Annotated in this window: 18 protein-coding genes and 1 pseudogene; 6 read left to right on the forward strand and 13 right to left on the reverse strand. The window is 44.1% G+C overall.

Annotated elements, in window-relative coordinates; all coding sequences use genetic code 11:
* Positions 1 to 67: 67 nt before the first annotated feature.
* The 5 genes from BTO09_RS12880 to BTO09_RS12900 all read right to left on the reverse strand — a co-directional run bounded on the left by BTO09_RS12880 (position 68) and on the right by BTO09_RS12900 (position 5,398).
* A complete protein-coding gene (locus BTO09_RS12880; RefSeq protein ID WP_087525174.1) occupies positions 68 to 2,572 on the reverse strand; it encodes a PIG-L family deacetylase in 2,505 nt (834 codons plus the stop codon).
* 78 nt (positions 2,573 to 2,650) lie between these two features.
* Positions 2,651 to 3,250: a Maf family protein gene (locus BTO09_RS12885; RefSeq protein WP_087525175.1), complete on the reverse strand. Its 600-nt coding sequence runs from the start codon at positions 3,248 to 3,250 to the stop codon at positions 2,651 to 2,653.
* Positions 3,250 to 4,164 carry a geranylgeranylglycerol-phosphate geranylgeranyltransferase gene (locus BTO09_RS12890; protein WP_087525176.1) on the reverse strand — a complete coding sequence of 305 codons (915 nt, stop codon included), beginning with the start codon at positions 4,162 to 4,164 and terminating at the stop codon, positions 3,250 to 3,252. The genes BTO09_RS12885 and BTO09_RS12890 overlap by 1 nt, the downstream gene beginning before the upstream one ends.
* Positions 4,155 to 4,652: an HAD family hydrolase gene (locus BTO09_RS12895; RefSeq protein ID WP_087525177.1), complete on the reverse strand. Its 498-nt coding sequence runs from the start codon at positions 4,650 to 4,652 to the stop codon at positions 4,155 to 4,157. Before BTO09_RS12895 ends, BTO09_RS12890 begins: the two co-directional genes overlap by 10 nt.
* Positions 4,649 to 5,398, reverse strand: coding sequence for a Rossmann-like and DUF2520 domain-containing protein (locus tag BTO09_RS12900; protein WP_087525178.1), 750 nt, complete (start codon positions 5,396 to 5,398; stop codon positions 4,649 to 4,651). Before BTO09_RS12900 ends, BTO09_RS12895 begins: the two co-directional genes overlap by 4 nt.
* Before the next feature lie 149 nt (positions 5,399 to 5,547).
* On the opposite strand from BTO09_RS12900, the gene ccsA reads away from it, so the two are divergent.
* The gene (gene ccsA / locus BTO09_RS12905; protein WP_087525179.1) at positions 5,548 to 8,715 is read left to right on the forward strand and encodes a cytochrome c biogenesis protein CcsA; all 3,168 of its coding nucleotides are present in this window, start codon (positions 5,548 to 5,550) and stop codon (positions 8,713 to 8,715) included.
* 44 nt (positions 8,716 to 8,759) lie between these two features.
* Here the strand turns inward: ccsA and BTO09_RS12910 are convergent, their stop codons facing one another.
* Positions 8,760 to 10,130 carry a 7TM diverse intracellular signaling domain-containing protein gene (locus BTO09_RS12910; protein ID WP_087525180.1) on the reverse strand — a complete coding sequence of 457 codons (1,371 nt, stop codon included), beginning with the start codon at positions 10,128 to 10,130 and terminating at the stop codon, positions 8,760 to 8,762.
* Between the two features lie 141 nt (positions 10,131 to 10,271).
* The gene (gene fumC, locus BTO09_RS12915) at positions 10,272 to 11,663 is read right to left on the reverse strand and encodes a class II fumarate hydratase (RefSeq protein ID WP_087525181.1); all 1,392 of its coding nucleotides are present in this window, start codon (positions 11,661 to 11,663) and stop codon (positions 10,272 to 10,274) included.
* Between the two features lie 137 nt (positions 11,664 to 11,800).
* Here fumC and BTO09_RS14535 point away from each other — a divergent pair, with 137 nt between their 5' ends.
* Positions 11,801 to 11,965 (forward strand): hypothetical protein, encoded by a 165-nt coding sequence (locus tag BTO09_RS14535; RefSeq protein WP_087525182.1) that lies wholly within the window; start codon positions 11,801 to 11,803, stop codon positions 11,963 to 11,965.
* 59 nt (positions 11,966 to 12,024) lie between these two features.
* Here BTO09_RS14535 and BTO09_RS12925 read toward each other — a convergent pair whose 3' ends face one another.
* The 5 genes from BTO09_RS12925 to prfB form a co-directional block, all read right to left on the reverse strand.
* Positions 12,025 to 14,502: a TonB-dependent receptor domain-containing protein gene (locus BTO09_RS12925; protein WP_087525183.1), complete on the reverse strand. Its 2,478-nt coding sequence runs from the start codon at positions 14,500 to 14,502 to the stop codon at positions 12,025 to 12,027.
* Between the two features lie 64 nt (positions 14,503 to 14,566).
* A complete protein-coding gene (arsC, locus tag BTO09_RS12930) occupies positions 14,567 to 14,920 on the reverse strand; it encodes an arsenate reductase (glutaredoxin) (RefSeq protein ID WP_087525184.1) in 354 nt (117 codons plus the stop codon).
* Entirely contained in the window at positions 14,901 to 15,410 is a 510-nt protein-coding gene (locus BTO09_RS12935; protein ID WP_232454964.1) for a hypothetical protein, read from the reverse strand. Before BTO09_RS12935 ends, arsC begins: the two co-directional genes overlap by 20 nt.
* A 9-nt stretch (positions 15,411 to 15,419) precedes the next feature.
* Entirely contained in the window at positions 15,420 to 16,412 is a 993-nt protein-coding gene (locus BTO09_RS12940; protein ID WP_087525185.1) for a carbohydrate kinase family protein, read from the reverse strand.
* 3 nt (positions 16,413 to 16,415) lie between these two features.
* A protein-coding gene (gene prfB, locus BTO09_RS12945) for a peptide chain release factor 2 (protein ID WP_157663516.1) occupies positions 16,416 to 17,523 on the reverse strand; the annotation gives its coding sequence in 2 pieces (ribosomal slippage) (positions 16,416 to 17,459 and positions 17,461 to 17,523; 1,107 coding nt in all).
* A 91-nt stretch (positions 17,524 to 17,614) separates the two neighbouring features.
* Between prfB and BTO09_RS12950 the strand changes: the two genes are divergently transcribed.
* The 3 genes from BTO09_RS12950 to BTO09_RS12960 are packed head-to-tail and all read left to right on the forward strand — an operon-like array spanning position 17,615 to position 21,683.
* Positions 17,615 to 20,026, forward strand: coding sequence for a zinc-dependent metalloprotease (locus tag BTO09_RS12950; protein ID WP_087525186.1), 2,412 nt, complete (start codon positions 17,615 to 17,617; stop codon positions 20,024 to 20,026).
* Positions 20,027 to 20,029: 3 nt separating this feature from the next.
* On the forward strand, positions 20,030 to 20,665 hold the full coding sequence (locus BTO09_RS12955) for a hypothetical protein (protein WP_157663517.1): 636 nt from the start codon (positions 20,030 to 20,032) through the stop codon (positions 20,663 to 20,665).
* A gap of 4 nt (positions 20,666 to 20,669) precedes the next feature.
* Positions 20,670 to 21,683: a low specificity L-threonine aldolase gene (locus BTO09_RS12960; RefSeq protein WP_087525188.1), complete on the forward strand. Its 1,014-nt coding sequence runs from the start codon at positions 20,670 to 20,672 to the stop codon at positions 21,681 to 21,683.
* 47 nt (positions 21,684 to 21,730) lie between these two features.
* Here BTO09_RS12960 and BTO09_RS12965 read toward each other — a convergent pair whose 3' ends face one another.
* Complete coding sequence (locus tag BTO09_RS12965; protein WP_087525189.1) at positions 21,731 to 22,054, reverse strand: YegP family protein; 324 nt, start codon at positions 22,052 to 22,054, stop codon at positions 21,731 to 21,733.
* 231 nt (positions 22,055 to 22,285) lie between these two features.
* On the opposite strand from BTO09_RS12965, the pseudogene BTO09_RS12970 reads away from it, so the two are divergent.
* A pseudogene (locus BTO09_RS12970) lies at positions 22,286 to 23,380 on the forward strand (OmpA family protein).
* The last annotated feature ends 74 nt before the right edge of the window (positions 23,381 to 23,454 follow it).

Raw genomic sequence — 23,454 nt, forward strand, 5'->3', positions numbered from 1 at the left:
ATCCCATAGACCAAATTGGCTACTAGGATCAGGGTGTACCACTTATTCCAGCGTCTTGGGTTCTCCATTATTTCCCTATAGATAAAAGGTTTGCGAACAAGCGGTATGCGCCAGGAACGCCCGCTGGAAGTTCTCTAAAGAAACTCAATCCGGTATAGATATAATGGCCTTTTCCGTGTTTGGCAACCAAAAGACTTCCCTTAGAATCTTCTTTGGCTTGTTTGTCTTTCATGGCTAAAATAGCCTCGTATTGGTTGTCCCAGCTGCTTGGAAAATAGAGCCCTCTTTCTTGTACCCAGCCTTCAAAATCCGAGGCAGTGATCTTATTAGGACTGTTGAGTACAGGATGCTGCGGAGCCAATAAGGTTACAGGAGCATACTCGTCTGTAACGCGCTCTCTTGAAAGGGTTATCGGGTATGGGGCAAAATCGTTTGTGACCAAGCCACGACTGGTGTTGTACTGCACAATTACGTTTCCGCCAGAGGCGACATAATCGGCAACAACTTGTTTTTTAAACTGTAGTTCTTCTACCGTGTTGTATGCGCGCACACCAAATACCAAGGCGTCATAATTGGCCAGATTGGCCAGACTTAGCTCTTCTGGAGCCAAAGTAACCACATGATAGCCAATTTGCTCCAAGCTCTCCGGAATGGCATCTCCTGCGCCTTTCACATAAGCGATATGTTCCCCGCGTTTTGCAATGGGAATACGCGCCACTTTTGCCTCAGAAGGCATCAAGACGTTTTGGAAAGGTATATGCGGATAGTCTATCTGGATCAACTCTTGTGTATATTTTTGCCCATCGCTAGTAACTAGGGGTCTAATATATCCCTCGCTTTGATTGGCGGGAGGTGTCACTGTAAAATTAAAACGTCGCTTTTCCCCTTGATTGTCGAGTTTAAAATCGATACTGCTAGGACTAGCTGTCCAACCCACGGGCAATTCAAGGCTTAACTCACCACTAATATTGGCTTTTCCTGCACGAACTTCTACAGGAATAACTTTTGGGTCTGTATTCGCAAAAATGATCACCTTTTCCGCTATTGCAGAGGTGAGTTCCGGCAATACATCGAACGGTCTATAAACTTCTCCATCCACTGGGTCATTGAATTTGTATACCACATTGCGTAGAGCAGACATGTTCACACCATTAATGCTGATGTTGAACTGCACCGGAAAGCGCTGAGGCGCGCGAGGCAGTCCTATATAATCCTCCCGGCTCACTTTATACATCCCAAGCGTGCCAGGTTCTTTTAACCAATAAGGAGCAGTATATTCAGCCAATGGGCTAAAAGTACCGCTAACACTGCTTGCTGTATAGCCTTGATTAGTTGCTAAAGGCACAGCAGCGAACATGTCAGGGAATTTAACTATTGCAGATGTAACTCCGTTTAGTTTTACGTTCAAGTTAGAGCGATTAATTGCTTCTATGCGAATATTTGGATCGCTATTTAAAGTGGTTTCTTGCTGATCGGCCACTGCTTCTAAAAAGATCCCGCTACAATCTAAGATGATCTTTTTCAGGGCTTCGAGTTTAATGGACTTCCAATGGCTGGCCGGAAGTTTTTCTAAAAGCTTATAGGCTTCAAGCAATTTGGGTACATTGGCAGCTGGGTCTTGAAAGTTAAAATTGGCGATCACCTGATCTACAATTGCCCCTACAGCAGCTCCACCTTCCATGCGAGACCAAGAGGTATTCACGCCTTCAAACAGATCTTCTTTGTTCTTTGGGAAATCTCCTTTAATGAACTCCAGCCATTCGGTTTGCGATCCGCGACTTCCGGTACTACCAAAGCCCTGAGATTTATGCATGCTGCGGCTCAATGCAGCGATCTCTCCGTTGGAAAGTCCGCGCGTAGGGAAGTAGTTCCCAGTCTCAACGGCCATTAAATTGGTCTTGTCGGCCTCATCGAATTTTTCTTGGCTGCCATAAAACCACCAGCTAGTATTAAAAAATAAGCGCTTGGGTTGCCACAGGCCGTATTTTTCTGCGGATTCTGGAAAGGCAGTTGGATCGCCAGCTAGGTCAAAAGCCTCCACGCTGAGCATGGCAGAGGAGGTGTGGTGTCCATGAGTACTTCCAGGAGTCCTGTGATTGAATCGATTCACTATGATATCTGGCTTAAACCGTCTGATGTTCATCACCACATCTTTGAGTACTTCGTTCTTGTTCCAGATAGCTAAGGTTTCGTCTGGGTGTTTGGAATAACCAAAATCATTGGCTCGGGTAAAGTATTGACTACCACCATCAGTTGCTCGGGCTGCCAAGAGTTCTTGGGTTCTTATAACTCCCAGAAGTTCACGAATTTCTGGGCCTATCAGATTTTGGCCGCCATCGCCTCGGGTCATCGATAAATATGCCGTTCTGGCTTTTACATCGTTGGCCAGATATGAGATAAGTCTGGTATTCTCATCGTCTGGGTGTGCAGCCACGTAAAGGGCTGTGCCAAAGAAACTCAGTTTTCTTAGGTCTTCATAGATCTCAGAGGAATTCGGTTTTTCTGGTTTTTGAGCCGAACTTGCTAAGGGTAGCAAAATGGCGATAAGCAGTAAAAAGCCTTTTAATCGCATGGGTGGTAATTGGTATGGTTTGCTCAAATATAGCCAAATTAGGTGCCGAGCTACCGCCTCTTAAAGCTTCTTTAACATTTAGGAATCCGCAGCTAAAACAATTTCAGATAAACCTTTGTAGACCAAATGCGTGGGCAATCCCATAACCGTAAAAAAAGAGCCTTCTATTCTGGGAACAGCTACATAGCCCAACCATTCCTGAATGCCATAACTTCCGGCCTTGTCATAGGGTTTATAGGTATCTACATAATAGGCTATCTGCTCCTGGTCTAGTGGGTCAAACCAAACTTTGACCTTATCGTGCCTAACTAGTTGCTGGTTCTTTGTTGTGATGCAGATAGATGTTATCACCTCGTGATAATTGTCTTGCAAACTGCTCAACATGGCAATAGCTTCTTGGCGGTTGGCAGCTTTTTCCAAGGGTTTACCTTGAAACCAGACTATGGTGTCGCTGGTAACCAGAATATCCTTGTCTTGCAGATCTGTAAAGGGTTCCGCCTTCTTTTTGGCCAAATAGTCCGTGATCTGTTCGGCCTCTAATGCATCATCGTAAACCTCATTTACCGGACGGATATCCAAAACAAAATCAAAGCCCATTCCCTTGAAGAAATTCTGCCTTCTGGGCGAGGCTGAAGAAAGGATAAGTCTGTAATTCTTTAAGCGTTCTTCTAGGAGCATTATTGATAAGGGTAAATGATAAGCGATATTAAACCTAAGACCATGATGATCTTTAATAAAAACGATAAGAACTGATAATCTTCGCGTTTGCTGGCAGACCAGGCCTTAATAGAGAAAAGCAGCAGGGGTGCTCCCAAGGCTATAAAAAAGTAAGCCAGCATCAATTCAGAATACAGAAAATTACTATAGGCGTAATAGAGCACCGCTAAAAGGGTGATAAGGCCAAATCCAAAAACGACAGTGCCTGCTCTTTCGCGGCCTATAGCAATGGGTAGCGAGTTCACTCCAAAGTTCTTATCGCCATTAATGTCAATAATATCTTTAACAAGCTCCCGTATAAAATTCAGGCTAAAAGCAAAGATCGCATAGTCCACTAGCAGGCCCATAACTCGCAGCTGCGTGTCTTGATTAGCAGGATGTGCTACCGGAGCCAGATCAAAGACGCCTACCAATAAAACCACTAGCGCGGTGAGCAGCGCTATCAATAAATTACCGGCCAATAAAACCTTTTTTAAAGAAGTGGCATAAAAGTAGAGTAGCACCGAACAGAGCACAAAGAGTGCAGCAAAATTGGCTTTGTCTATGGCATAAGCGACCCAAAAACCGAGTCCAACCCCTAAGGCATTAAAGGCAACATAGGCATTGAAAGCAGTCTTCTCAGCGATGGATCTTCCAATGATCAAGGCTTCCGGACGGTTTATCCCATCGATCCCTTTGTCTTCTATATCGTTAATAATATAGCCTCCTGCAGCAATAAAGGCAGTGGCGAGCATCAGCAGCAAAAAATGTACACCATCTAAGGCCTGACTTACGCCAAAGCTAGGAAAGAAAGCCCGTTTTATTATTGCCTGAGTGGCGATTATGATGAGTAAATTCGGCCAGCGAATGAGTTTTAACCAGGCGCTTATCCCCATTTGCCGTGTACTTTTAGAACTTGTTCTATAAGATCTCTCGCGCAGCCTGCACCACCGTTCTTGTGCGATACATAATCCACAACGGCCTTGACCTCAGGGATGGCATCTTGTGGACAGCTAGCCAGGCCCACAGCCTTGAGCGGTGGAATGTCTGGCATATCGTCTCCCATATAAGCGATCTCGCTCAAAGCAACACCACTTTTTTGACAATAGTCGTCCAGAAAGTTCGACTTTTTATGGGCGCCTAAGAACACTTCTGTTATTCCCAGTCCTTCTAGTCGCTTGCGAACACCTTCGTTGGTTCCGCCGGAAATTATGGCAACATTAAAACCTTGATCTACCGCGCGTTTAAGGGCATAGCCATCTTTGATATTCATACTGCGGAGCAGTTCTCCGTCTGAGGTGATCAACACTTTGCCATCGGTCAGTACGCCATCTACGTCGAAAATAAAGGTTGTGATCTGTTCGAGTTTGGTTTTATAACTCATGTATTTTGAGAGTTTTTTATCGCTGTGGTAAGCAGTTGATATATCTTTTGGTTTGCTGCGGATTGAATCGATAAGTGTGCCTGCATGATGCCTTCATCGCCGCGTTTGGCCGGACCTGTTTGTACATCTGCCGGTTTTTGATCTATGACTTTCTGCGCAGTTTCAAGTATTAGTGGTTGTAGCAGATCAAAAGGAATCTCTCGATCTTCCAAGATCTCATAGGCGGTTTGATAAAGTTGATTCACAAAATTGTTCACATAAACAGCAGCCAAATGCAAATACTTGCGCTGCTCACTGTCCATGGCTTCGACCCTTGAACTCAATTGTGAGGCAAAATGCTGAAGCAGCTCAAAATCGTCCTCAGAATGCGCTTCTAAGCAAAAGGGTATGTTTGTAAAATCTACAGCACGCAACTTGCTAAAGGTCTGTAGCGGATAACAGACGCCACGTCTTTCTGCCTGGATGGCATCTAACTTCTGCGCTCCTGAGGTATGGGCTAAAAGCCCGTGTTTCTTTTGAAGTGCGTCAGTAACTTTGCCTATAGCATCATCACTAACGGCAACTATGGTAAGGTCTGCGGCGGGTAGCGCTAAAGGATCGGTCGTTGTTAGAACTTGGTCAAAATCGCGCAGCGTTTCAGGGTTTCTTCCCAACACACCAACAAGGGCTATCTCTTTTAAAGGCAACACAGCCTCGTAGAGGTGATAAGCCAGGTTTCCGCTACCAACAATTGCCAGTTTTATCATAGAGACGAAGGTAATAATTTTTTAAGTGGAGTCTGGAGATTAAACAAAATAGAGCAGCTTGATGAGGCAATAAAAATTGCTGAGTAATTCAAAGCGAGAAGCAACATTTTTTTAAGCCTTGTTTTGTAAATTTGCATCAAAATTGCGGCATGCAAAAAAAGTTGCTCTCCATCCTTTTTTCGACCCGATTAACTGCGGTCTTATTCCTAGTTTTTGCGGCAGCTATGGCTGTTGGTACATTTTTAGATGCCTCTCAGACCACATCGCCCACGCCCTTGACCAACCATTATATCTACAAAGCTTGGTGGTTTGAAGCCATCATGGTTTTGTTCATGATCAACTTTATCGGTAACATTAAGCGTTACCGTTTAGATAAACGCGAGAATTGGGCCACGCTCTTGTTGCACCTTTCTTTTATCTTGATCCTACTAGGAGCAGGGATTACCCGCTACATTGGTTATGAAGGCGTAATGCGCATCCGCGAAGGCGAAACAGAGAACACCATGCTGAGTGCAGAGGTGTATCTCAAAGTGTTTATAGATGGAGATTCTATTGTAAACGGATTAAAGCAGCGCCGCAACTTACAACCCAGAGCGGTGAACTTTTCGGAGCGCTTGGCCAATAAATACAAGGGAGATAAGATCTTAAAGACTGATTATAACGGCCAGGAGGTGACTTTTACATTTGTCGATTATATTTCTGGAGCCAAGGAAGACCTTATTCCAGGTGATGCTGGGGAGTTTTATTTGAAGCTTGTAGAAGCTACAGATGGTAACCGTCACGAACATTGGCTACAAGATGGTACTGTCACTCAGGTACATTCTTTGGCTTTTGCCTTTAACAAGCCTACTACAGGTGCGATCAATATCTTCTACAACGAAGATGAAGGCTTTAGCATTAGCACCCCCCTGGAAGGTTCGTATATGCGAATGGCAGATCAGCAACAAGGCAAGGTCGTAGCAGACAGTATTCAGCCATTACAATTACGTTCGCTCTACCAAATTGCCGGGAATCAATTCGTATTTCCAGAAGGGCTAATGCAGGGCGAATACGGCATTGTTAAAGCGCCTAAAGAAGATCAAAGCCAAGTAGACGCTTTGTTCTTAGAGGTGAGCTCGGCAGGAGAGACCAAACCCCTGACTTTGATTGGTGGGAAAGGCAATGTGCCAGATCCGGAGATCGTAGAAGTAGGTGGTTTAGAGGTATACGCAAGTTATGGGGCCAAAGAAATGGAATTGCCATTTAGCTTGACCCTGAACGATTTTATCGCAGAGAAATATCCTGGAACCGAGTCCGCTTACAGCGCTTTTAAGAGTAAGCTAACGGTAAATCCATCTGCTGGAGACCCTTATGACTACGATATCTATATGAATCACGTTTTGGATCAGGACGGTTATCGTTTTTTCCAAGCCTCTTTTGATCAGGACGAAAAAGGGACCATATTAAGTGTGAATCACGATTTCTGGGGAACTTGGGTAACCTATATCGGTTATTTCTTGCTCTACTTAGGCCTTATGTTGATCTTATTTGACCGTAGAACCCGTTTTGGCAAACTCAAGCAAATGTTAGAAAAGGTTAAGAAAAAGAAGGCTGCTTTAATGTTGCTTGCGCTGTTGAGTTTTGGTGCCTATGGACAAGACGGTCATCGAACAGATCAGGACCTAGAAGCTAAACAAGCGCAAATAGTCGCCTCCGCAGTAGCCAAAGATCACGCTAGTAAATTCGGAAAGGTCATTATACAAGACAACGGGCGTATGAAGCCTATCAATACCTTTTCGTCGGAACTCTTGCGCAAGATCAGCAGAAAAGACAGTTATGCTGGCCTAACGGCAGATCAGGTTTTCTTGTCTATGAGTGAACATCCGCAATTGTGGATAGACGTGCCTCTCATTTACCTACCTAGAGGGAATGACAGTATTCGCAAGATCTTAGGGGTAGCCAATGACGTAAAGGCAATCTCCCTTTTGGATATCGTGGATCAGCAGGGAAACAACAAACTTGACCCTTATCTTACCGAAGCGACTAGAAAGAACAACCCTAACAAGTTTGAGAAGGATTTCATTAAGGTCTATGAGCATGTGTATTTGCTCAACCAAGCCCTTACCGGTAGTATTTTGAAAATCTTCCCGATTCCTGGCGATCTGAACAACAAATGGGAGTCAACCTTAGACATTAGAACCCGCATGGCTACCAAGGACGATTCCATTAAGGGGCAGCTGTTTCCCGTTTACTTGCAGACCCTGCGTGACGCCCGCGGCGATGGCAATTACGAGAATGCAGATAAACTTCTTGAAGCCATAACAGTTTATCAAAAGAACAATGGTAGCGAGGTATATCCATCGGACAAAAAGATAGAAGCAGAAATAGCCTATAACAGAGCGGATATATTCAACCGACTCTACAAGTATTTTGCCTTGATAGGAGTGGTGATGTTTTTAATGATCATCTGGCAGATATTTACCGAGAAAAAATTCTTGAAAGGCGCTATCACAGCGTGTAAAGTGATCATCTGGGCCTTCTTTGTACTTATGACCTTAGGTTTGGCAGCCCGATGGTATATAAGTGGACACGCCCCTTGGAGCGACGCCTACGAATCGGTCATTTATGTGGCCTGGGCTACAGTTTTCTTCGGATTGGCCTTTGGTAGAAAATCTGTACTTACAGTAGCTTCTACCGCTTTTGTGGCTTCTATAATCCTATGGGTGGCGCATGAGAATTGGTTAGACCCTTCTATCGCCAACTTACAACCGGTATTGGATTCGTATTGGTTAATGATCCACGTTGCTGTGATCGTAGCGAGTTACGGGCCTTTCACCTTAGGAATGATCTTAGGATTGGCAGCCTTGTTGTTAATGGTCCTGACCACCAAGAAGAACAAAGAGCGCATGAAGCTCAATATCGAGGAGATCACCATCATTACCGAACTGGCCTTGACCGTTGGATTGGTCATGCTTACCATTGGAAACTTTTTAGGGGGACAATGGGCCAACGAGAGTTGGGGACGTTATTGGGGATGGGATCCTAAAGAAACTTGGGCCCTTATCAGTATTATGATCTACGCCTTTGTGATCCATATGCGATTGGTTCCAGGTTTGCGAGGGCGCTGGACCTTTAACTTTGCCAGCGTAATAGCCTATGCATCTATCATGATGACCTATTTTGGGGTGAACTTCTATTTGACCGGCTTGCACTCTTACGCAAGTGGCGACAAACCCATTACTCCGGGCTTTGTGTATTACACTTTAGGCTTTGTGGCTATTTTGAGTACTGCGGCATGGATCCAATACAAGAAACACTATAAAAAAGTAAAGGCCTGACGCTTTTAAAACGCACAGGCCTTGCACTTCGCTAAGTTAGCCGTCTAGTTATAGATATAGTCTGGTTGCTGATCCAGCATACGATAATCGTCCTGGATTTGTTCAGCGATTTCGAGTTTGCGATACAAATTGAGAGTTAGGCGCTCTACCTCACGTTCGCTTAAGTTTAGTATTCTTGCGATCTTGTGATTTTCCTTTCCTTCTGATACATACTGTAACAGTCTGGTTTCGGTGTTATCTAGATCGTAATGATCGATTAGGTTTTCCATATAGGCTTCTTCGGATTCCACAAGGGCAGCTCCTCTAGAAAGCGTCTCAATGCGTTTCAAGTATATGCGCATTTCTGTACTCATCAATTCTTTCTCTTCCTTAATAGAGCGCATGCGGTACATTATAGCATAGCTCAATACAAGCATTTCGAAAACACTACCTATTTTAAGGTGTACGGGTTGAATGTTCAAGAAATTGATTCCCAATCCTTTCAACAAGTAAAAATCCGTAGCCATTATAAAGAGTAAACTATAAGACACTACAAAGATTCGTGCGTATAGCCCTGCATTCCACAGGCGAACTCCAACTATCAAATAGGTCAATCCTACAGAGAAAAGCATAATATGTCCTACGGTAGCATAACTGAACTCGTTAAAGCCCCAATACATACCAAAGCTAACTGCAGCAAATCCTAGTAGGGCAGTGGTAAACCATCTGAGCCTTGGGAAGTGTTGCGCACTTCTTAAGAACTGGCAAGAGAAAGCAGCTCCGGCAAAACCTACCAATAAATGAAGTATTGGCTCCAAATAGGTGTTTACAAAGCTTCCGGTCACTCCGAATAGATTGAACAAACCATCGCTAAAAGAGTAGGTAAGTCCAACCGTGATCAAAAAGGCTGCGTATTTAAAGAATACCTTTTCGTCAAAGAGAATAAAACACATTAGGTTGATCAATACCACCATAATGGCGAAACCGTAATACAAGCCTAATTGAAATAGTGTTCTTTGATTTTCCGCATCGTAAACTGCTTCTGAGGCAATAGCGACCGGAACCTGCGCTTCTTGGTGTAGTTTTACACGTAAGAATAACGGATAATTCGTCGCATCACTGAGTCTGTAAGTAGGGTAGCGGGTAAATCCTTCTTGTCCTATATTTAAACCACGACTGTTGTATAAGGTCGCGTCGTAAATGTGGGGACTCGATAAGGTCAATACCTGATCGTGTGTGTTGGATCCGAAGATCTTGAACCAATATGTTCCATTGTTCAACCCAAAGTTCTCTAAGCCGTAAGGGATGTATTCGGCAACGGAGGCAGACGTAAAGTCTAACTTCTCTGGAGAATCCTGCATATAGCGCACCTGTTGTTGACCAAGGGCATTAACGGTCAGACAAAGCAGGAGGCCTAAAATAAAGCTCCTGTACATAAGTAAATCAATCAATTTGGGACTCGAAAGATATAAAAATCCTACGTTGACCGATAAAATTATGCAGTTAATCGGTAAAAAAGGCTAAAAAAAGTGTTAACAGATGTATTTTCCTACAAATACATTTAACATTCTTACAAGTTAGTGCCCAACCATGTCCTCAGGACGTACCCAAGCGTCAAATTCTTCCGCAGTAAGATAACCGAGTCGAACGGCTTCTTCTTTTAAGGTAGTTCCGTTGGCATGTGCAGCTCCTGCTATTTCGGCCGCTTTGTAGTAACCTATCTTGGTATTTAGCGCAGTTACAAGCATCAGGGAGTTGTTCAACATCTTTTCAATGACCTGATTGTTCGGTTCTATTCCTTGAGCACAGTTAAGATCGAAAGAAACACAGGCGTCTCCTATAAGCTGTGCAGACTCTAAGATGTTCGCAGCCATAACAGGCTTAAAGACATTCAGTTCATAATGCCCTTGCATACCGCCAACACCAATGGCCACATCGTTACCCATAACTTGAGCACAGACCATGGTCAAGGCCTCACATTGAGTTGGATTCACCTTACCTGGCATGATGGACGATCCTGGCTCGTTAGCAGGAATAATGATCTCTCCAATTCCAGAACGCGGGCCACTTGCCAATAAACGAATATCGTTGGCGATCTTATTCAGCGATACTGCCAATTGCTTCAAAGCACCGTGGGTCTCTACTATAGCGTCATGGGCAGCTAGGGCCTCGAATTTATTATCCGCACTCACAAAAGGAAGCTTGGTAAACTCTGCTATGTATTCAGAAACGCGTTTGGCATATCCTTTTGGAGTATTGATCCCGGTTCCAACGGCAGTTCCTCCTAAAGCCAACTCACTTAGATGCGCTAAGGTGTTCTTTAATGCAGCCAAACCGTGATCCAACTGAGATACGTAGCCTGAGAATTCTTGTCCCAGGGTCAGGGGAGTGGCATCCATAAGGTGAGTTCTCCCGATCTTTACAACATCTTTAAATTCTTTGGATTTGGCTTTTAGGGTATTGCGAAGCTGTTCTACACCAGGGATGGTGGTCTCCACTACTTTTTTGTAGGCAGCGATATGCATCCCAGTTGGGAAAGTATCGTTAGAAGACTGGGATTTGTTCACATCGTCATTAGGCTGTAAGGTCTTTTCACCTTCTCCCACGGTTTTACCAGCCAACTGGTGGGCCCGATTGGCGATCACCTCATTGACATTCATATTACTCTGTGTACCACTTCCTGTTTGCCAAATTACCAAAGGGAACTGATCGTCGTGTTTTCCTGCTAAGATCTCATCACATACCGCCGCAATAAGATCGCGTTTGGCTACGTCCAGAACTCCCAATTCACAATTGGTGTAGGCAGCAGCTTTCTTTAGGTAAGCAAAACCATAAACGATCTCCAAAGGCATGGAAGCAGGTCTTCCTATCTTGAAATTGTTTCTAGAGCGCTCTGTTTGAGCTCCCCAAAGTTTGTCTGCAGGTACTTTAACTTCTCCTAAAGTGTCTTTTTCTATGCGGTATTCCATGGTCTTTTATTTAAGACTACAAAGGTAAATATTGAAGGGCAAAAGTGCGAGAGCAGAGGGATATAATTTTTTTAACTGCGGACGAAATATTTTTTAGATTTTCGATTATCTTTGCAGTGTATTAAAAACACTTACCCATGTTCGAATTTGACCAATATTTAGGATTTTTAGCATTCTTAACCATCTTGACCATCGGTTTTTGGTTGATGATCTTTCTAATTAGCATCATCCCTTATTGGATCGGCGGGGCACTAATCGAAAAAATGAAGATGAAGCGCGAAGCCAAAAAGGCACAGCAATAAGCTTTCTTTAAACAACATAAAAAAAAGAGCGGTCAATTCGACCGCTCTTTTTTTGTTCCTTATGGACGTCCTTGGAATTCAAAGTCGTCATCACCACCTCCAGGACCGCCACCTCTTTGTTGGCGTCTCTTTTGCTGGTTGAATCTGTAGGTAAAGGTAAGATTGAACTGGCGTTCTCTCCACTGAAATTCGCTCTCTTGTCTAAAAGTGGCCGTATTGGTCTCGCTAATACGCTTTCTGCTGTTAAATAGGTCGCGTACGTTAAAACCTAGAGTAGCATTATCGTTAAAGAGATCCTTAGCAAAAGCAAGGTCTATAGACAGAATTCCTTTGTTTCTGGTCTGGGCGTCTTCTCTAGGGCCACGGTAAAAAGCATTGGTCTGCCAATCGATCTTAGCAGGTAGGGTCACTTTAGAGGAGAATCTTGCAAACCAACTGGTGTTGTCTGCGCTAAAGTCAGTACCGTTAAACTCACCTTCTGTTACAAAACGGAAAAAGTTAAAGCTTCCGTTCAGGCGCAACCATTTGGTAGGGTTGTATAGTACTCCGGCTTCCGCTCCAAAGCGCTCATTAGTCGCTAGGTTGATCGGAATGGTTCGCACTACAGGCACACCGTTTGGCGTAACATCTCCTGTGTTCTCTCTAATGAACTGAAACGCATCGGTCTCGTATTGATAGTATACCGAACTGGTTAGTGTGATCTTTTCCCAACGTTTTAGGTAACCCAAGTCGAAGGCAGAAGCAAAGGCAGGGTTCAGCCCTGGATTTCCTTGAAAGATATTCGCCTCACTAGAACGCGAAGGGAATGGATTCACAAAGAAACCGCGCGGACGGTTAATACGTCTGTTATAACCAAAAGTGATGTTCTCGCTTTCTCCAAGTTCATAGATGAGGTTCACCGTAGGGAAAAGCCCGTCAAAGGTCTCGTCAAAGTCAACTTCGAAATCATCGCCTACCGTTGGGTCGAAATCAGATACCTCTCCTTGTTGGCGAGTAGATTCGTAGCGAAGTCCTAATAAGAAAGAGAACTTGCCAAACTTATTTCCGTACTGGGTGTAGATCGCATTGACGTCTTGGCTAAAGGTAAATACGTTAGACAGGTTTCCGTTGCGTTCAAATACACCGCTAGTGCCAACTTCTTCCAACACTTCAAAATCGGTCACTGTTTCGCGGAATTGTCCGCGATAACCCGCTTCGAATTGGGCGTTTTCGCCGATTGGTAAAACATAGTCCGCCTGCAACAAATAATTGTCGCGAGACTCGTCTGTGGTAATATCTTCGGCCGGAAGTGTTTCCATATCTGGGAATGCATTGCGCTCGCCAATAAAATTGGATTCCACTTCGTTTCGCGTATCGTACTGCAGATCAATGGCCAGATTGTGGCCTTCGTCATTGAAATTATTGGTATAATTCAAGGCAACTTGGTAACTATCTCCAGTTTCTGCCTCATCTTCTATACGCACTGTCGATTCAGCGAGCTCGTTAGAAGCGTTGAACTCGTCTGTAAAGTTTGCAGTTCTAGAATCGTCGTTTCCGGTTCTGTAAAATCCGGAAGCAGTAATGGTAGATCGATCGGTCAAATTATAAGTCACTCCCAAGTTGGTAGTGATCCCTCTGCGGATTCGATCGATATCGCGATCTTCTATTACTAGCGGATTCTCAACACCATCTATAAAGAAGTTATTGCTAAAGAAACCGTTTCCTGGAGATTCCTGATAGCGTACTGAAGTGGTGTTAAAAATATTAAATTTCTTCTGGCGGTAATTGATATTACCGGTAAGACTGCTTCCCCAAGGGAAACCAACATTGGTAATGATAGAGCCGTTAAAACCTAGATTCTTGTCTTTTTTAAGTACAATGTTTATGATTCCTGCGGAGCCTTCGGCATCATAACGAGCAGAAGGAGAAGTGATCACCTCTACGCGCTCAATGGTCTCTGCTGGCAATTGTCTAAGTGCATCCGTGTTTCCAAAGCCTGCAAGCGCACTTGGTCTTCCATTTATCAAGATCTGAACATTGCCGTTTCCTCTAAGGTTGATAGCGCCATCTACATCTACAGTTACCGAAGGTACATTATTTAAAGCGTCGCTAACTGTTGCTCCGCTAGTAGTAAGGTCCTTACCGATATTGTAGATCTTCTTGTCTAAGCGCACCACAACCTCTGTGGTCTCTGCAGTAACGACTACTTCGTCCAAACTTGCAGCGTCCAGGGCCATAGCCACTGGTGGTAATTCGGTGTTCTTGTTTACCAAGACATTTTCTTTCCTAACTGTTTTGTAGGAGATGTAATCGTACTGCACGGTGTAGATACCTTCTGGTACCGAGATCGAATACTTCCCATCTATTTCTGTGATTCCTCCTGCAACCAGATCATTGGTAGCATTAAAAAAGGAAACGGTTGCAAATTCTAAGGGTTGTCCAGTTTGCTCATCAACTATTAATCCTTTAACGGTATAGTTGCGGGCATTGGCTTGACCATAACTCAGTTGTATAGTAAATAGGAGTAGGGCAATATAGGTTAGCGTTTTTAGCTGCATGATGGGTAATTTTCGGCGAAGTTAGACCGATAAATCACGCAGCTAAGCCAACATTTTGTTAATGTTATATAATGTTTTGTAAAAAATCTTGAACCGCATCGATAGGTCTACCAACCACTGCTTTTTGACCATCGCTTAAAATAGGACGCTCTATTAGTTTTGGATGTGACACCATAGCGGCTATTAACTCTTTTTCTGACAGGCTTTTACCTTTAAAATCAGATTTCCAGATAGCCTCGCCTTTACGGATCAAGGCATCTGCCGTTATCCCCAGTTGCCCTAGCAGCTGGGTCAATTCCGCAGCAGTTAAAGGATCGTTCAAATACAAGCGAACTTTATGGTCCAAACCACTTGCCTCAAGGGCTTGTAGTCCTTCTCTAGATTTTCTGCAACGCGGATTATGATATATGGTGATCATGGGCATAAGGTTTTATTAAAGCTTCTAATTCTAGGGTGTAATCGTGCTGGAGATCTTCGTGTAATTTCTCGATCTTTTGCTCGATCAAGTGGATCTGTCGCCAGAATATATTGGTCAAAACACGATTCTCGAAAATTGTTGGTTTTATTAAGGTCATGCGATAACAGAAGTGCATGAGCAATTCCACCGCAGTCTCGTTTCGGTTGGAGTATCTTATAAATCGACGCAGTTCCCTTAAGATCTTGCGTACGCTTTTCTTTATATAATAATGAGATTGGTTATTTATGCTGTCAAAGCTTTGATCCATATCGGCCTGAAGGGCGCTAATGTAGCTTTCCTCATCTTGCCGATCAAAAAGCAAATAGCTCAGCATTTCTTTATTGTCTCGTTTAAAACGGGCCAATTCCAAACAGAGGTTTATAAGACTATCTCTGTCTTGAAGATTTAGCTCTTTTTTGATCTGAGATAAAGGTTGTGGCTTTATACCCATAGCCCGTATTTACGCCTTTGGAGATTTACCCGAGATATGACCGGCCACGATCATTGCATCAGTTTCTGCAAGAGAGCGAAACACTTCAAATGTCTTTCCTTGAGTGCGCTGTGCTCCCATAGCATTGCCGTATTGTGCCGCCTTGACATAGGCCGTGTCCTCTTCTAAAAGACCAAAGGCAATACCTCCGGCAAAGGAATCTCCGCAACCCGTAGTATCTACAACATGATCCACAATGACCGGGGCAACGTGCTCGGCATGCAGCTCGCCCGCTTTTAGGCTGTAGACCATAACGCCGCGTGCATCTAAGGTAACATAGAGCGATTTTAGTCCTTGTTTTAAACAATGCGAGGCAAATTCCGGGAGTTGTGATTCACTCATGGCATCGTGCGTAGCCAACTCACCCAGATCGTATTCGTTCTTAAACCAGCTGCAATTCGCCTCTTCCAAATTCATCTTCAAAACATCGATATAGGGAAGCCAACGGTCGCGATCCACCCAAAACTTGGTCACGCGATCTCCGCGATGGGTCAGGGCAGTGGTGGGGCCATGGGCATCAAAAACCACGGTGGCCTCACTGTTGTTCTTTATATATTGTAGGGTCTCTAAAGGAACTTCGAAATCGGTAACAGGGACACAGACAAAAACATCGCAATCCAGCAGTGGCGCTACATCTTCTGGGGTTATTGGCGGCATAAAGGCCGTTTGTTTTTCTTTTCTGTTATTCTGATCTAAGAACTGTAGTTGGATCACATCGCCTTGGTCACTAGCAGCAGAGATATGATCTGTATTGATGTTTTCATAGGGAGCCAATACATCGAGTACACCCTGATAGTCCACTTTGCGAACATGCGTTACCGGATACACAACGCCTTGGTCGCCCAGAAGTTTGGACAAGGCTATGGCCGTATGGGTAGCTGCTCCGTATTTTTGGATCACTTCTCCGTGGTGTGTGACTATATGATCCCTTGGGATCGGACCTAAAACTGCAATTTTATACATATTCTAAAGTTCGTCGGCCGGTTTCTCTTGCCCGGTCATCATTAAATATTCCTTCAAGAATTCGTCTATATTTCCGTCTAGAACGGCATCTGTATTACCGCTCTCGTAATTGGTCCTCACGTCTTTGATCAATTTATACGGATGCAAGACGTAGTTTCTGATCTGTGAGCCCCATTCGATGGATTTCTTTTCTGATTCGATCTGATCTCTGGCAGCTTGACGTTTTCTGAGTTCTATCTCATACAGCTGCGATTTAAGCATCTGCATGGCCTTTTCACGGTTCTCCAGTTGTGACCGCGTTTCACTATTGTGTATCACGATCCCAGAAGGGTGGTGGGTCAAGATCGCTTTGGTCTCTACTTTATTCACGTTCTGTCCACCGGCACCGCTAGATCGCGCAAAATCCCAGCTAATATCCGCAGGATTTATATCTATCTCTATACTGTCATCTGCAAGTGGATAAACATAGACCGAAGCAAAACTCGTATGGCGTTTTGCATTGCTGTCAAAAGGAGAGATGCGCACCAAGCGGTGAACACCGTTCTCACTTTTTAACCAACCAAATCCGTATTCTCCATCGATCTCTAAGGTAACGGTTTTTACACCAGCTACATCTCCCGCTTGAAAATTTAGTTCTTTTACTTTAAACCCTTTCTTTTCTGCCCACATCAGATACATGCGCATAAGCATTTGTGCCCAGTCGCAACTCTCCGTGCCTCCTGCGCCAGCTGTGATCTGCAGTACAGCGCTCATATCGTCACCCTCGTCGCTCATCATATTTCTGAACTCCAGGCTTTCTGTAGCATCTAAAGCTTTGGTAAAGGCAGCATCAACCTGCGCTGCAGTGGCTTCGTCCTCTTTATAGAATTCTAAGAGCACTTCGGCTTCGTCAATCAAAGTAACAGCCTCTTCAAAATCACTGACCCATTTTTTTTGGCCGCGTAATTTTTTCATAAAAGCTTCTGCTTCTTTGGGATTGTTCCAAAAGTTTGGGTCAAAGGTCTTTTCTTCGTCGTTGGCTATAATGACACGCTTTCCGGCTATGTCAAAGATACCTCCTTAACGCATCCTGGCGCTCTCTAAGATCTTTAATCTGATCTGTTGTAGTCATACTTGCTTGTTAGAGAGACAAAAATAAAACTTCAGCCTCTGCGATGAAACATTTTTGATGTATTTTTATGGCACTAGCAAACCATTTATTTATGAAGCGATTGATTTGCCTTTTGGCAATTGTATGTGTCATCTCCCCAGTTAAATCACAATTTTTAGACAAGAAAGAAGACCTACAGACCTTTGATGGGTTTTTCAAGTTTCATTACAGCCCTTCTGAAGACGCTATTTTTCTAGAGGTCGACAAGCTCGATGAAGAATTTCTTTATGTTCATTCACTCACCTCAGGACTCGGTTCCAATGATATTGGATTAGACCGCGGTCAGTTAGGTGATGGTGTCATAGTCAAGTTTGTCAAAGCAGGGAACAAGCTGTTGCTTATGCAACCCAATCAGGAGTATCGCGCCGTTACAGACAATCAGGCCGAGAAACGTTCGGTAGAGCAGGCCTTTGCTAAGTCAGTACTTTTTGGTTTTCCCATAAAAGAGACCAAGGGCAGCACTTATGTTATTGATCTTACTCCTTTTTTGATGCTCGATGCCCATGGTGTTTCCAAACGTTTGGCCCGAGCAAAAGAAGGAAAATACACCTTAGACAAAAGCAGAAATGCCCTTTGGATGGAGCGCACCAAGGCCTTCCCGAAGAATGTTGAGTTCGAGGCCATGCTTACCTTTAAAGGTGACCCTACCGGACGCCATGTAAGTAGTGTGGCGCCAGATGCTTCTGCGCTTACTGTTATCCAACATCACAGTTTTGTACAATTACCCGATGATGGATACAGCCCAAGAGCCTTCGACCCGCGAAGCGGCTTGAATATGCGTAGTTATTTGGACTATTCCACTCCAATTTGGGAGCCTATACGAAAGCGCATCATTGTACGTCACCGTTTGGAAAAGAAGAATCCATCCGCAGCAGTAAGCGAAGCTGTTGAACCTATAATATACTATCTGGATCCTGGCACTCCAGAACCTGTGCGTTCCGCGCTTTTAGAAGGAGGGCGTTGGTGGAACCAAGCTTTCGAGGCTATTGGTTATAAGGATGCCTTTCAAGTAAAAATGCTGCCGGAAGACGCTGACCCGATGGACCTCAGATACAATGTGATCCAATGGGTGCATCGCTCTACACGCGGCTGGAGTTATGGCGCTAGTATAGTAGATCCAAGAACCGGCGAAATACTAAAAGGACATGTAAGTTTAGGGAGCTTGCGAATCCGTCAGGATTTTATGATAGCCCAAGCACTCATGAACAAGCCCTTTGCCATTAGCGATCAGAATTACAAACCCATGTTGGCCATGGCGCTATCGCGTATTCGTCAACTCTCTGCTCACGAAATAGGACACACTTTGGGCTTTGCACATAATTTTGCAGCTAGTCCAAGTGGACGCTCTAGTGTAATGGACTATCCGCATCCTTTACTGCGGATGAAAAACGGAAAGCTCGATTTTTCGGAGGCCTATGACACCGGAATTGGAGCATGGGATAAGGTTACAGTGGCTTATGCCTATGGCAACCCAAGCGGCGATGAAACCGAGAGTTACTATTTGAATAAGGTATTGGAGCAGGCTAAAAAAGACGGGCTGCAGTTTATTTCTGATAGTGATGCTCGCGCTCAAGGCGGGGCCCACGCCTTTGCTCACCTTTGGGATAACGGTGCTGATGCTGTTTCTGAATTGAACGAGGTTTTAAAGCTACGTGCTCAGGCTATGGAAAATTTCTCTGTAGACAACATTCGCTCGGGAGAACCACTTACGGTATTGGAAGATGTCTTTGTGCCCTTGTATTTCTTCCATCGCTATCAAACAGAAGCGGCGGTGAAATTGGTGGGTGGAATGAACTACAACTACGCCGTTAAGAACGATGATAATTTAATTACCTCAGTTTTACCAAAAAAGGAGCAAAAGAAAGCCTTAGATGCCGTATTAAAGACGTTGTCGGCAGACGCTCTTGCCATACCATCCGATGTGTTAGAACTGTTCCCACCCCGTGCTTTTGGGTATTGGCGTGGAAGAGAGTCTTTTAAAAGTAAGACCGGAGTTGCTTTCGATGCTATTGGCGCCAGTGCAACTGCTGCGGATTTTACTTTAGGTTTATTACTCAACTGGGAACGTGCCAATCGCTTGAGCCAACAAGCTGCATTAGATGCCGATAATATGAGTTTTTCAGATATGCTCAACGGATTGAATACTGCTGTGTTTAATGCAAATGCGGGTAAGGATGCCTACAAAACGGCTATTGTACAAACAGTTCAACATCAAAGTTTACAGCACTTGTTTAATTTGGCCTTGAACCCCAACAGTCGTCCGCAGGTAAAAGCCGATGTGTACGCCTTGGTAACTACTTTACAACAGCAGTACAAATCAAAATCCGACGCATTTAGCAAGCAACTGCTGCGAGAGATAGCGCAATTCTTAGACGATCCGGAGGAGTTTAAACCGCAAGCGGCTCCGCAGATACCGGACGGTAGTCCGATAGGGAGCTTTCAATGCTTTTACCCAACAAACTAGATCATGAACAGAATTTTTATATGCTGTCTAGGATTACTGCTCATGAGTTCTGCTTATGGGCAGCGCAAACGCGGAAGTATCGCTTACCTAGACTCTATTGCTAAACAGCAAGTAGAAACTTTGCGAACCCAGCAAGTGGATACCTTATTCGTTTGGGCAAGAAGTTGTGAAGGAGATGTCCAGGCTTTCCGCATGAAGGATGGTAAATTCTGCAGTTCTAAAGACACCTATATAGAAGCAGCTGTGATCTATATGAAAGAGGGGAAGCCCATGGTGACCAAAATGGACAATTGCGGCTTGTACAAACCAGTAGCATTACCCAATAAAGAGGTAATTGATTACTATCTGGCAAATCAGGGTGAGCTCAAGAAGTCTGGAGTGAAATCTTACGAAACAGATGCTGTCTACGATACACCCACAGCTAGGACTGAAGTATATCGTTGTCAACGTAATTATGTATTCTTTGACGATGATGGCGAGTACGAGTTTCGGTATAAAGAATTGGATCTGACCAACGATCCGCAGTATCCTAATAAGAACTACACCTATAATAATAACCACCCTCAGGTAAAACTAGACGCGCTGATCAGTCCACTAATGGACCAATTAGAAACGCAAGCCAAGTTCAGAAGACAATAATACTATGATCGACCTAAGAAGCGATACAGTTACCAAGCCAACGCCTGGCATGCTACAGGCTATGCTACAAGCAGAGGTTGGCGACGATGTATATAAAGAAGACCCCTCGGCTAATGCTTTAGAAGCCCGTATGGCCGAAATGTTTGGAAAGCCTGCAGCACTTTTCTTTCCCACAGGAAGCATGGCCAATCAGGCAGCCATTAAATTACACACCCAATCTGGAGAGCAGCTGATTTGCGATAAATACGCACACGTATATAATTATGAGGGAGGCGGAGTGTCTTTTAATAGTGGAGTCTCCTGTAAATTATTAGACGGAACACAGGGCAAAATTACTGCTGCCCAGGTTGAAGCAGCGATCAATCCGCCAGACTTTTACCACAGCCCGCTTACTAGTCTCGTGTGTTTGGAAAATACAACTAATAAAGGTGGAGGAGCCTGTTATGATCTGGAAACTATAGATGAGATCCGAGCAGTTTGTGATAAACACGGCCTCGGATTGCATTTGGATGGAGCCAGACTCATGAACGCCATAGTGGCCAAAGGACAAGATCCGAAGGAATTCGGGAAGCGTTTCGATACCTTGACCGTTTGCTTTAGTAAAGGCCTTGGCACTCCTATAGGAACTGTTTTGATCGGAGACCAAGAACTCATGGACAATGCCATACGCGTGCGCAAGGTCTTAGGAGGTGGTATGCGGCAAATAGGCTATATGGCTGCAGCTTGCCTTTACGCGCTCGATCATCATGTGGAACGTTTGGCAGCAGACCATCAGAAGGCAAAAGAAATAGGGGACTTACTAGAAAGCCTCCCGCAAGTGACCAAAGTATCTCCGGTAGAAACCAATATTGTGATCTTTCACGTTAAAGACGAAGCTGGGTTTTCTAAAGCCATGGCAGCTCGCAATATCATTATTAGTAATATGGGGCAAGGCGCTTTGCGCGTGGTAACTCATTTAGATTATACCGATACTATGCACGCAGACTTTTTGCAGGTACTGCGCGAAACCTTATCATAAAAAAAGCCCTGCGCTGGCAGGGCTTTAATTTTTTGAAGGCGCAGTGACTATACTTCTTTAACGTCCGCGTCCGGAGCGTTGTTTTTGATAGACTGAATTCCATTTTCCATTCCAGCTTCTGCAGCATACATCTGGCTAGTACCGATGATCTGGCTGTTTGCAGCTTTTAGGTTAAAGTAGAATTTGCCGTTCTTAGCTGTGTTACGCTCAAACTTAGCGTCATCGCTAGCGTTCTTACGAACAGACTCGATACCGTTCATTGCTCCGCTCTTGCTCGCGTAAACTTGGCTAGAAAGGATTACCTGCCCGTTTTTGGCCTTCAGTACAAAGTGATACTGATCGGATCCTTCTTTTTGCTTCAATTCAAACATGTTTGTATTATTTGGTGTTAAACTTCGCTTTGTTTAGTAAATATCCGAAAAAAAAGCTGAAAATCGATTTGGAGTAGTGCTATCGTTCAAAAAAAGAAATACAATGCATTTTGTCGATGATTTGTGTATTACATCGATTCGCCTCTGCGGTTTTTTGGGAGTGATGTTAAAAAAGATTTAAAGAAAAGGACATTTGCGGCAGATTAAAACAAATCACTAATAAACATCACAATGAGAAAAATTGTATTACTAATCCTGGCCGTAGGTCTCGCGAATCTTACTCATGCACAAGACCTTCCGACCAACCCAGAACCCGGAAAGTGCTATGTACGTTGTACTACACCAGACGTTTATGTAAATGAAGATGTGCAAGTAATGGTTAAGCCTGCTTACAAGGTGTTAAAAACTATTCCTGCACAGTATGAAACCGTAACCGAGCGTGTTATGGTGAAAGCTGCTGGAAAGAAGTTAGTAGTTGTACCAGAAAAATAGGGAACTGAAACTATTTCTTATGTAAAGAAACAAGGAGCTTCTACACTACGTGTTATTCCTGCAAGCTTTTCTACAGATTCAGAAACACTTGAGATCAAACCAGCATACGCACAATGGGAGCTAGGAACTGCCGCTCCTGACTGTGCTTCTGCAAATCCAGACGACTGTCGTTACTGGTGTTACAAAGGGTACCCAGCCGAATACGAAACCGTATCTGTACAGCGTTTGGCTAACGATGCTAGCACTACATCAACTCCAGTTGCCGAAGTTCCTGCTACCTATACAAAGCGTGTGGTTATTGAGCCAGCTCGTGTTGAAGAGGTAGAGATTCCTGCAGAGTATGCAAACATCACTAAGACTGTTTTGGTAAAAGACGCACAAGTTGTTGAAGAAACTATTCCAGCTGTTTACAGAACGATCACTCGTGAAGTTTTGCAAACTAAAGGTGGACTTACTACTTGGAAAGAAGTAGAGTGTGAATTGCTAGAGTACAACGATCTTAACATCAACTGGAACCTTGGTTCAGCTACTTTGACTGCCGAGGCTAAGCGTGAGATCGACAGCAAATTACTACCTGTATTGAAAGACGGTGTTCGTGTAGAGATCGCATCTCACACAGACTCTAGAGGTACTGCTTCTAGCAACAAAGACCTTTCAGAGCGTCGTGCGCAAGCGGTAACTAACTACCTGATCTCTAAAGGGATCAACGCTAGCCGTATCGTTTCTAACGGTTACGGAGAGTCTCAGCTACTTAACCGTTGTGCTGATGGAGTTTCTTGTTCTGAGCGTGAGCACAGAGCTAACCGTAGAACTCAATTTAGAATTATCCAGTAATCACCAGATTGCTGTGAACTATCTACTGCGAAGTCCCATAAATTTGGGACTTCGCTTTTTTTTATTCATTTTTG

The sequence above is a fragment of the Gilvibacter sp. SZ-19 genome (genome assembly GCF_002163875.1).
In the GTDB taxonomy this organism is placed as follows: Bacteria; Bacteroidota; Bacteroidia; order Flavobacteriales; family Flavobacteriaceae; genus Gilvibacter.

Coding starts and splice junctions, on each gene's coding strand:
- BTO09_RS12885 (WP_087525175.1), bottom strand. CDS start 3,250: ATGCTCCTAGAAGAACGCTTAAAGAATTACAGACTTATCCTTTCTTCA.
- arsC (WP_087525184.1), bottom strand. CDS start 14,920: ATGATCACCATATATCATAATCCGCGTTGCAGAAAATCTAGAGAAGGA.
- BTO09_RS12955 (WP_157663517.1), top strand. CDS start 20,030: ATGAACAGAATTTTTATATGCTGTCTAGGATTACTGCTCATGAGTTCT.
- fumC (WP_087525181.1), bottom strand. CDS start 11,663: ATGGAATACCGCATAGAAAAAGACACTTTAGGAGAAGTTAAAGTACCT.
- BTO09_RS12960 (WP_087525188.1), top strand. CDS start 20,670: ATGATCGACCTAAGAAGCGATACAGTTACCAAGCCAACGCCTGGCATG.
- ccsA (WP_087525179.1), top strand. CDS start 5,548: ATGCAAAAAAAGTTGCTCTCCATCCTTTTTTCGACCCGATTAACTGCG.
- BTO09_RS12950 (WP_087525186.1), top strand. CDS start 17,615: ATGAAGCGATTGATTTGCCTTTTGGCAATTGTATGTGTCATCTCCCCA.
- BTO09_RS12935 (WP_232454964.1), bottom strand. CDS start 15,410: ATGGGTATAAAGCCACAACCTTTATCTCAGATCAAAAAAGAGCTAAAT.
- BTO09_RS12910 (WP_087525180.1), bottom strand. CDS start 10,130: ATGTACAGGAGCTTTATTTTAGGCCTCCTGCTTTGTCTGACCGTTAAT.
- BTO09_RS12880 (WP_087525174.1), bottom strand. CDS start 2,572: ATGCGATTAAAAGGCTTTTTACTGCTTATCGCCATTTTGCTACCCTTA.
- BTO09_RS12900 (WP_087525178.1), bottom strand. CDS start 5,398: ATGATAAAACTGGCAATTGTTGGTAGCGGAAACCTGGCTTATCACCTC.
- BTO09_RS12965 (WP_087525189.1), bottom strand. CDS start 22,054: ATGTTTGAATTGAAGCAAAAAGAAGGATCCGATCAGTATCACTTTGTA.
- BTO09_RS12890 (WP_087525176.1), bottom strand. CDS start 4,164: ATGGGGATAAGCGCCTGGTTAAAACTCATTCGCTGGCCGAATTTACTC.
- BTO09_RS12925 (WP_087525183.1), bottom strand. CDS start 14,502: ATGCAGCTAAAAACGCTAACCTATATTGCCCTACTCCTATTTACTATA.
- BTO09_RS14535 (WP_087525182.1), top strand. CDS start 11,801: ATGTTCGAATTTGACCAATATTTAGGATTTTTAGCATTCTTAACCATC.
- BTO09_RS12940 (WP_087525185.1), bottom strand. CDS start 16,412: ATGTATAAAATTGCAGTTTTAGGTCCGATCCCAAGGGATCATATAGTC.
- BTO09_RS12895 (WP_087525177.1), bottom strand. CDS start 4,652: ATGAGTTATAAAACCAAACTCGAACAGATCACAACCTTTATTTTCGAC.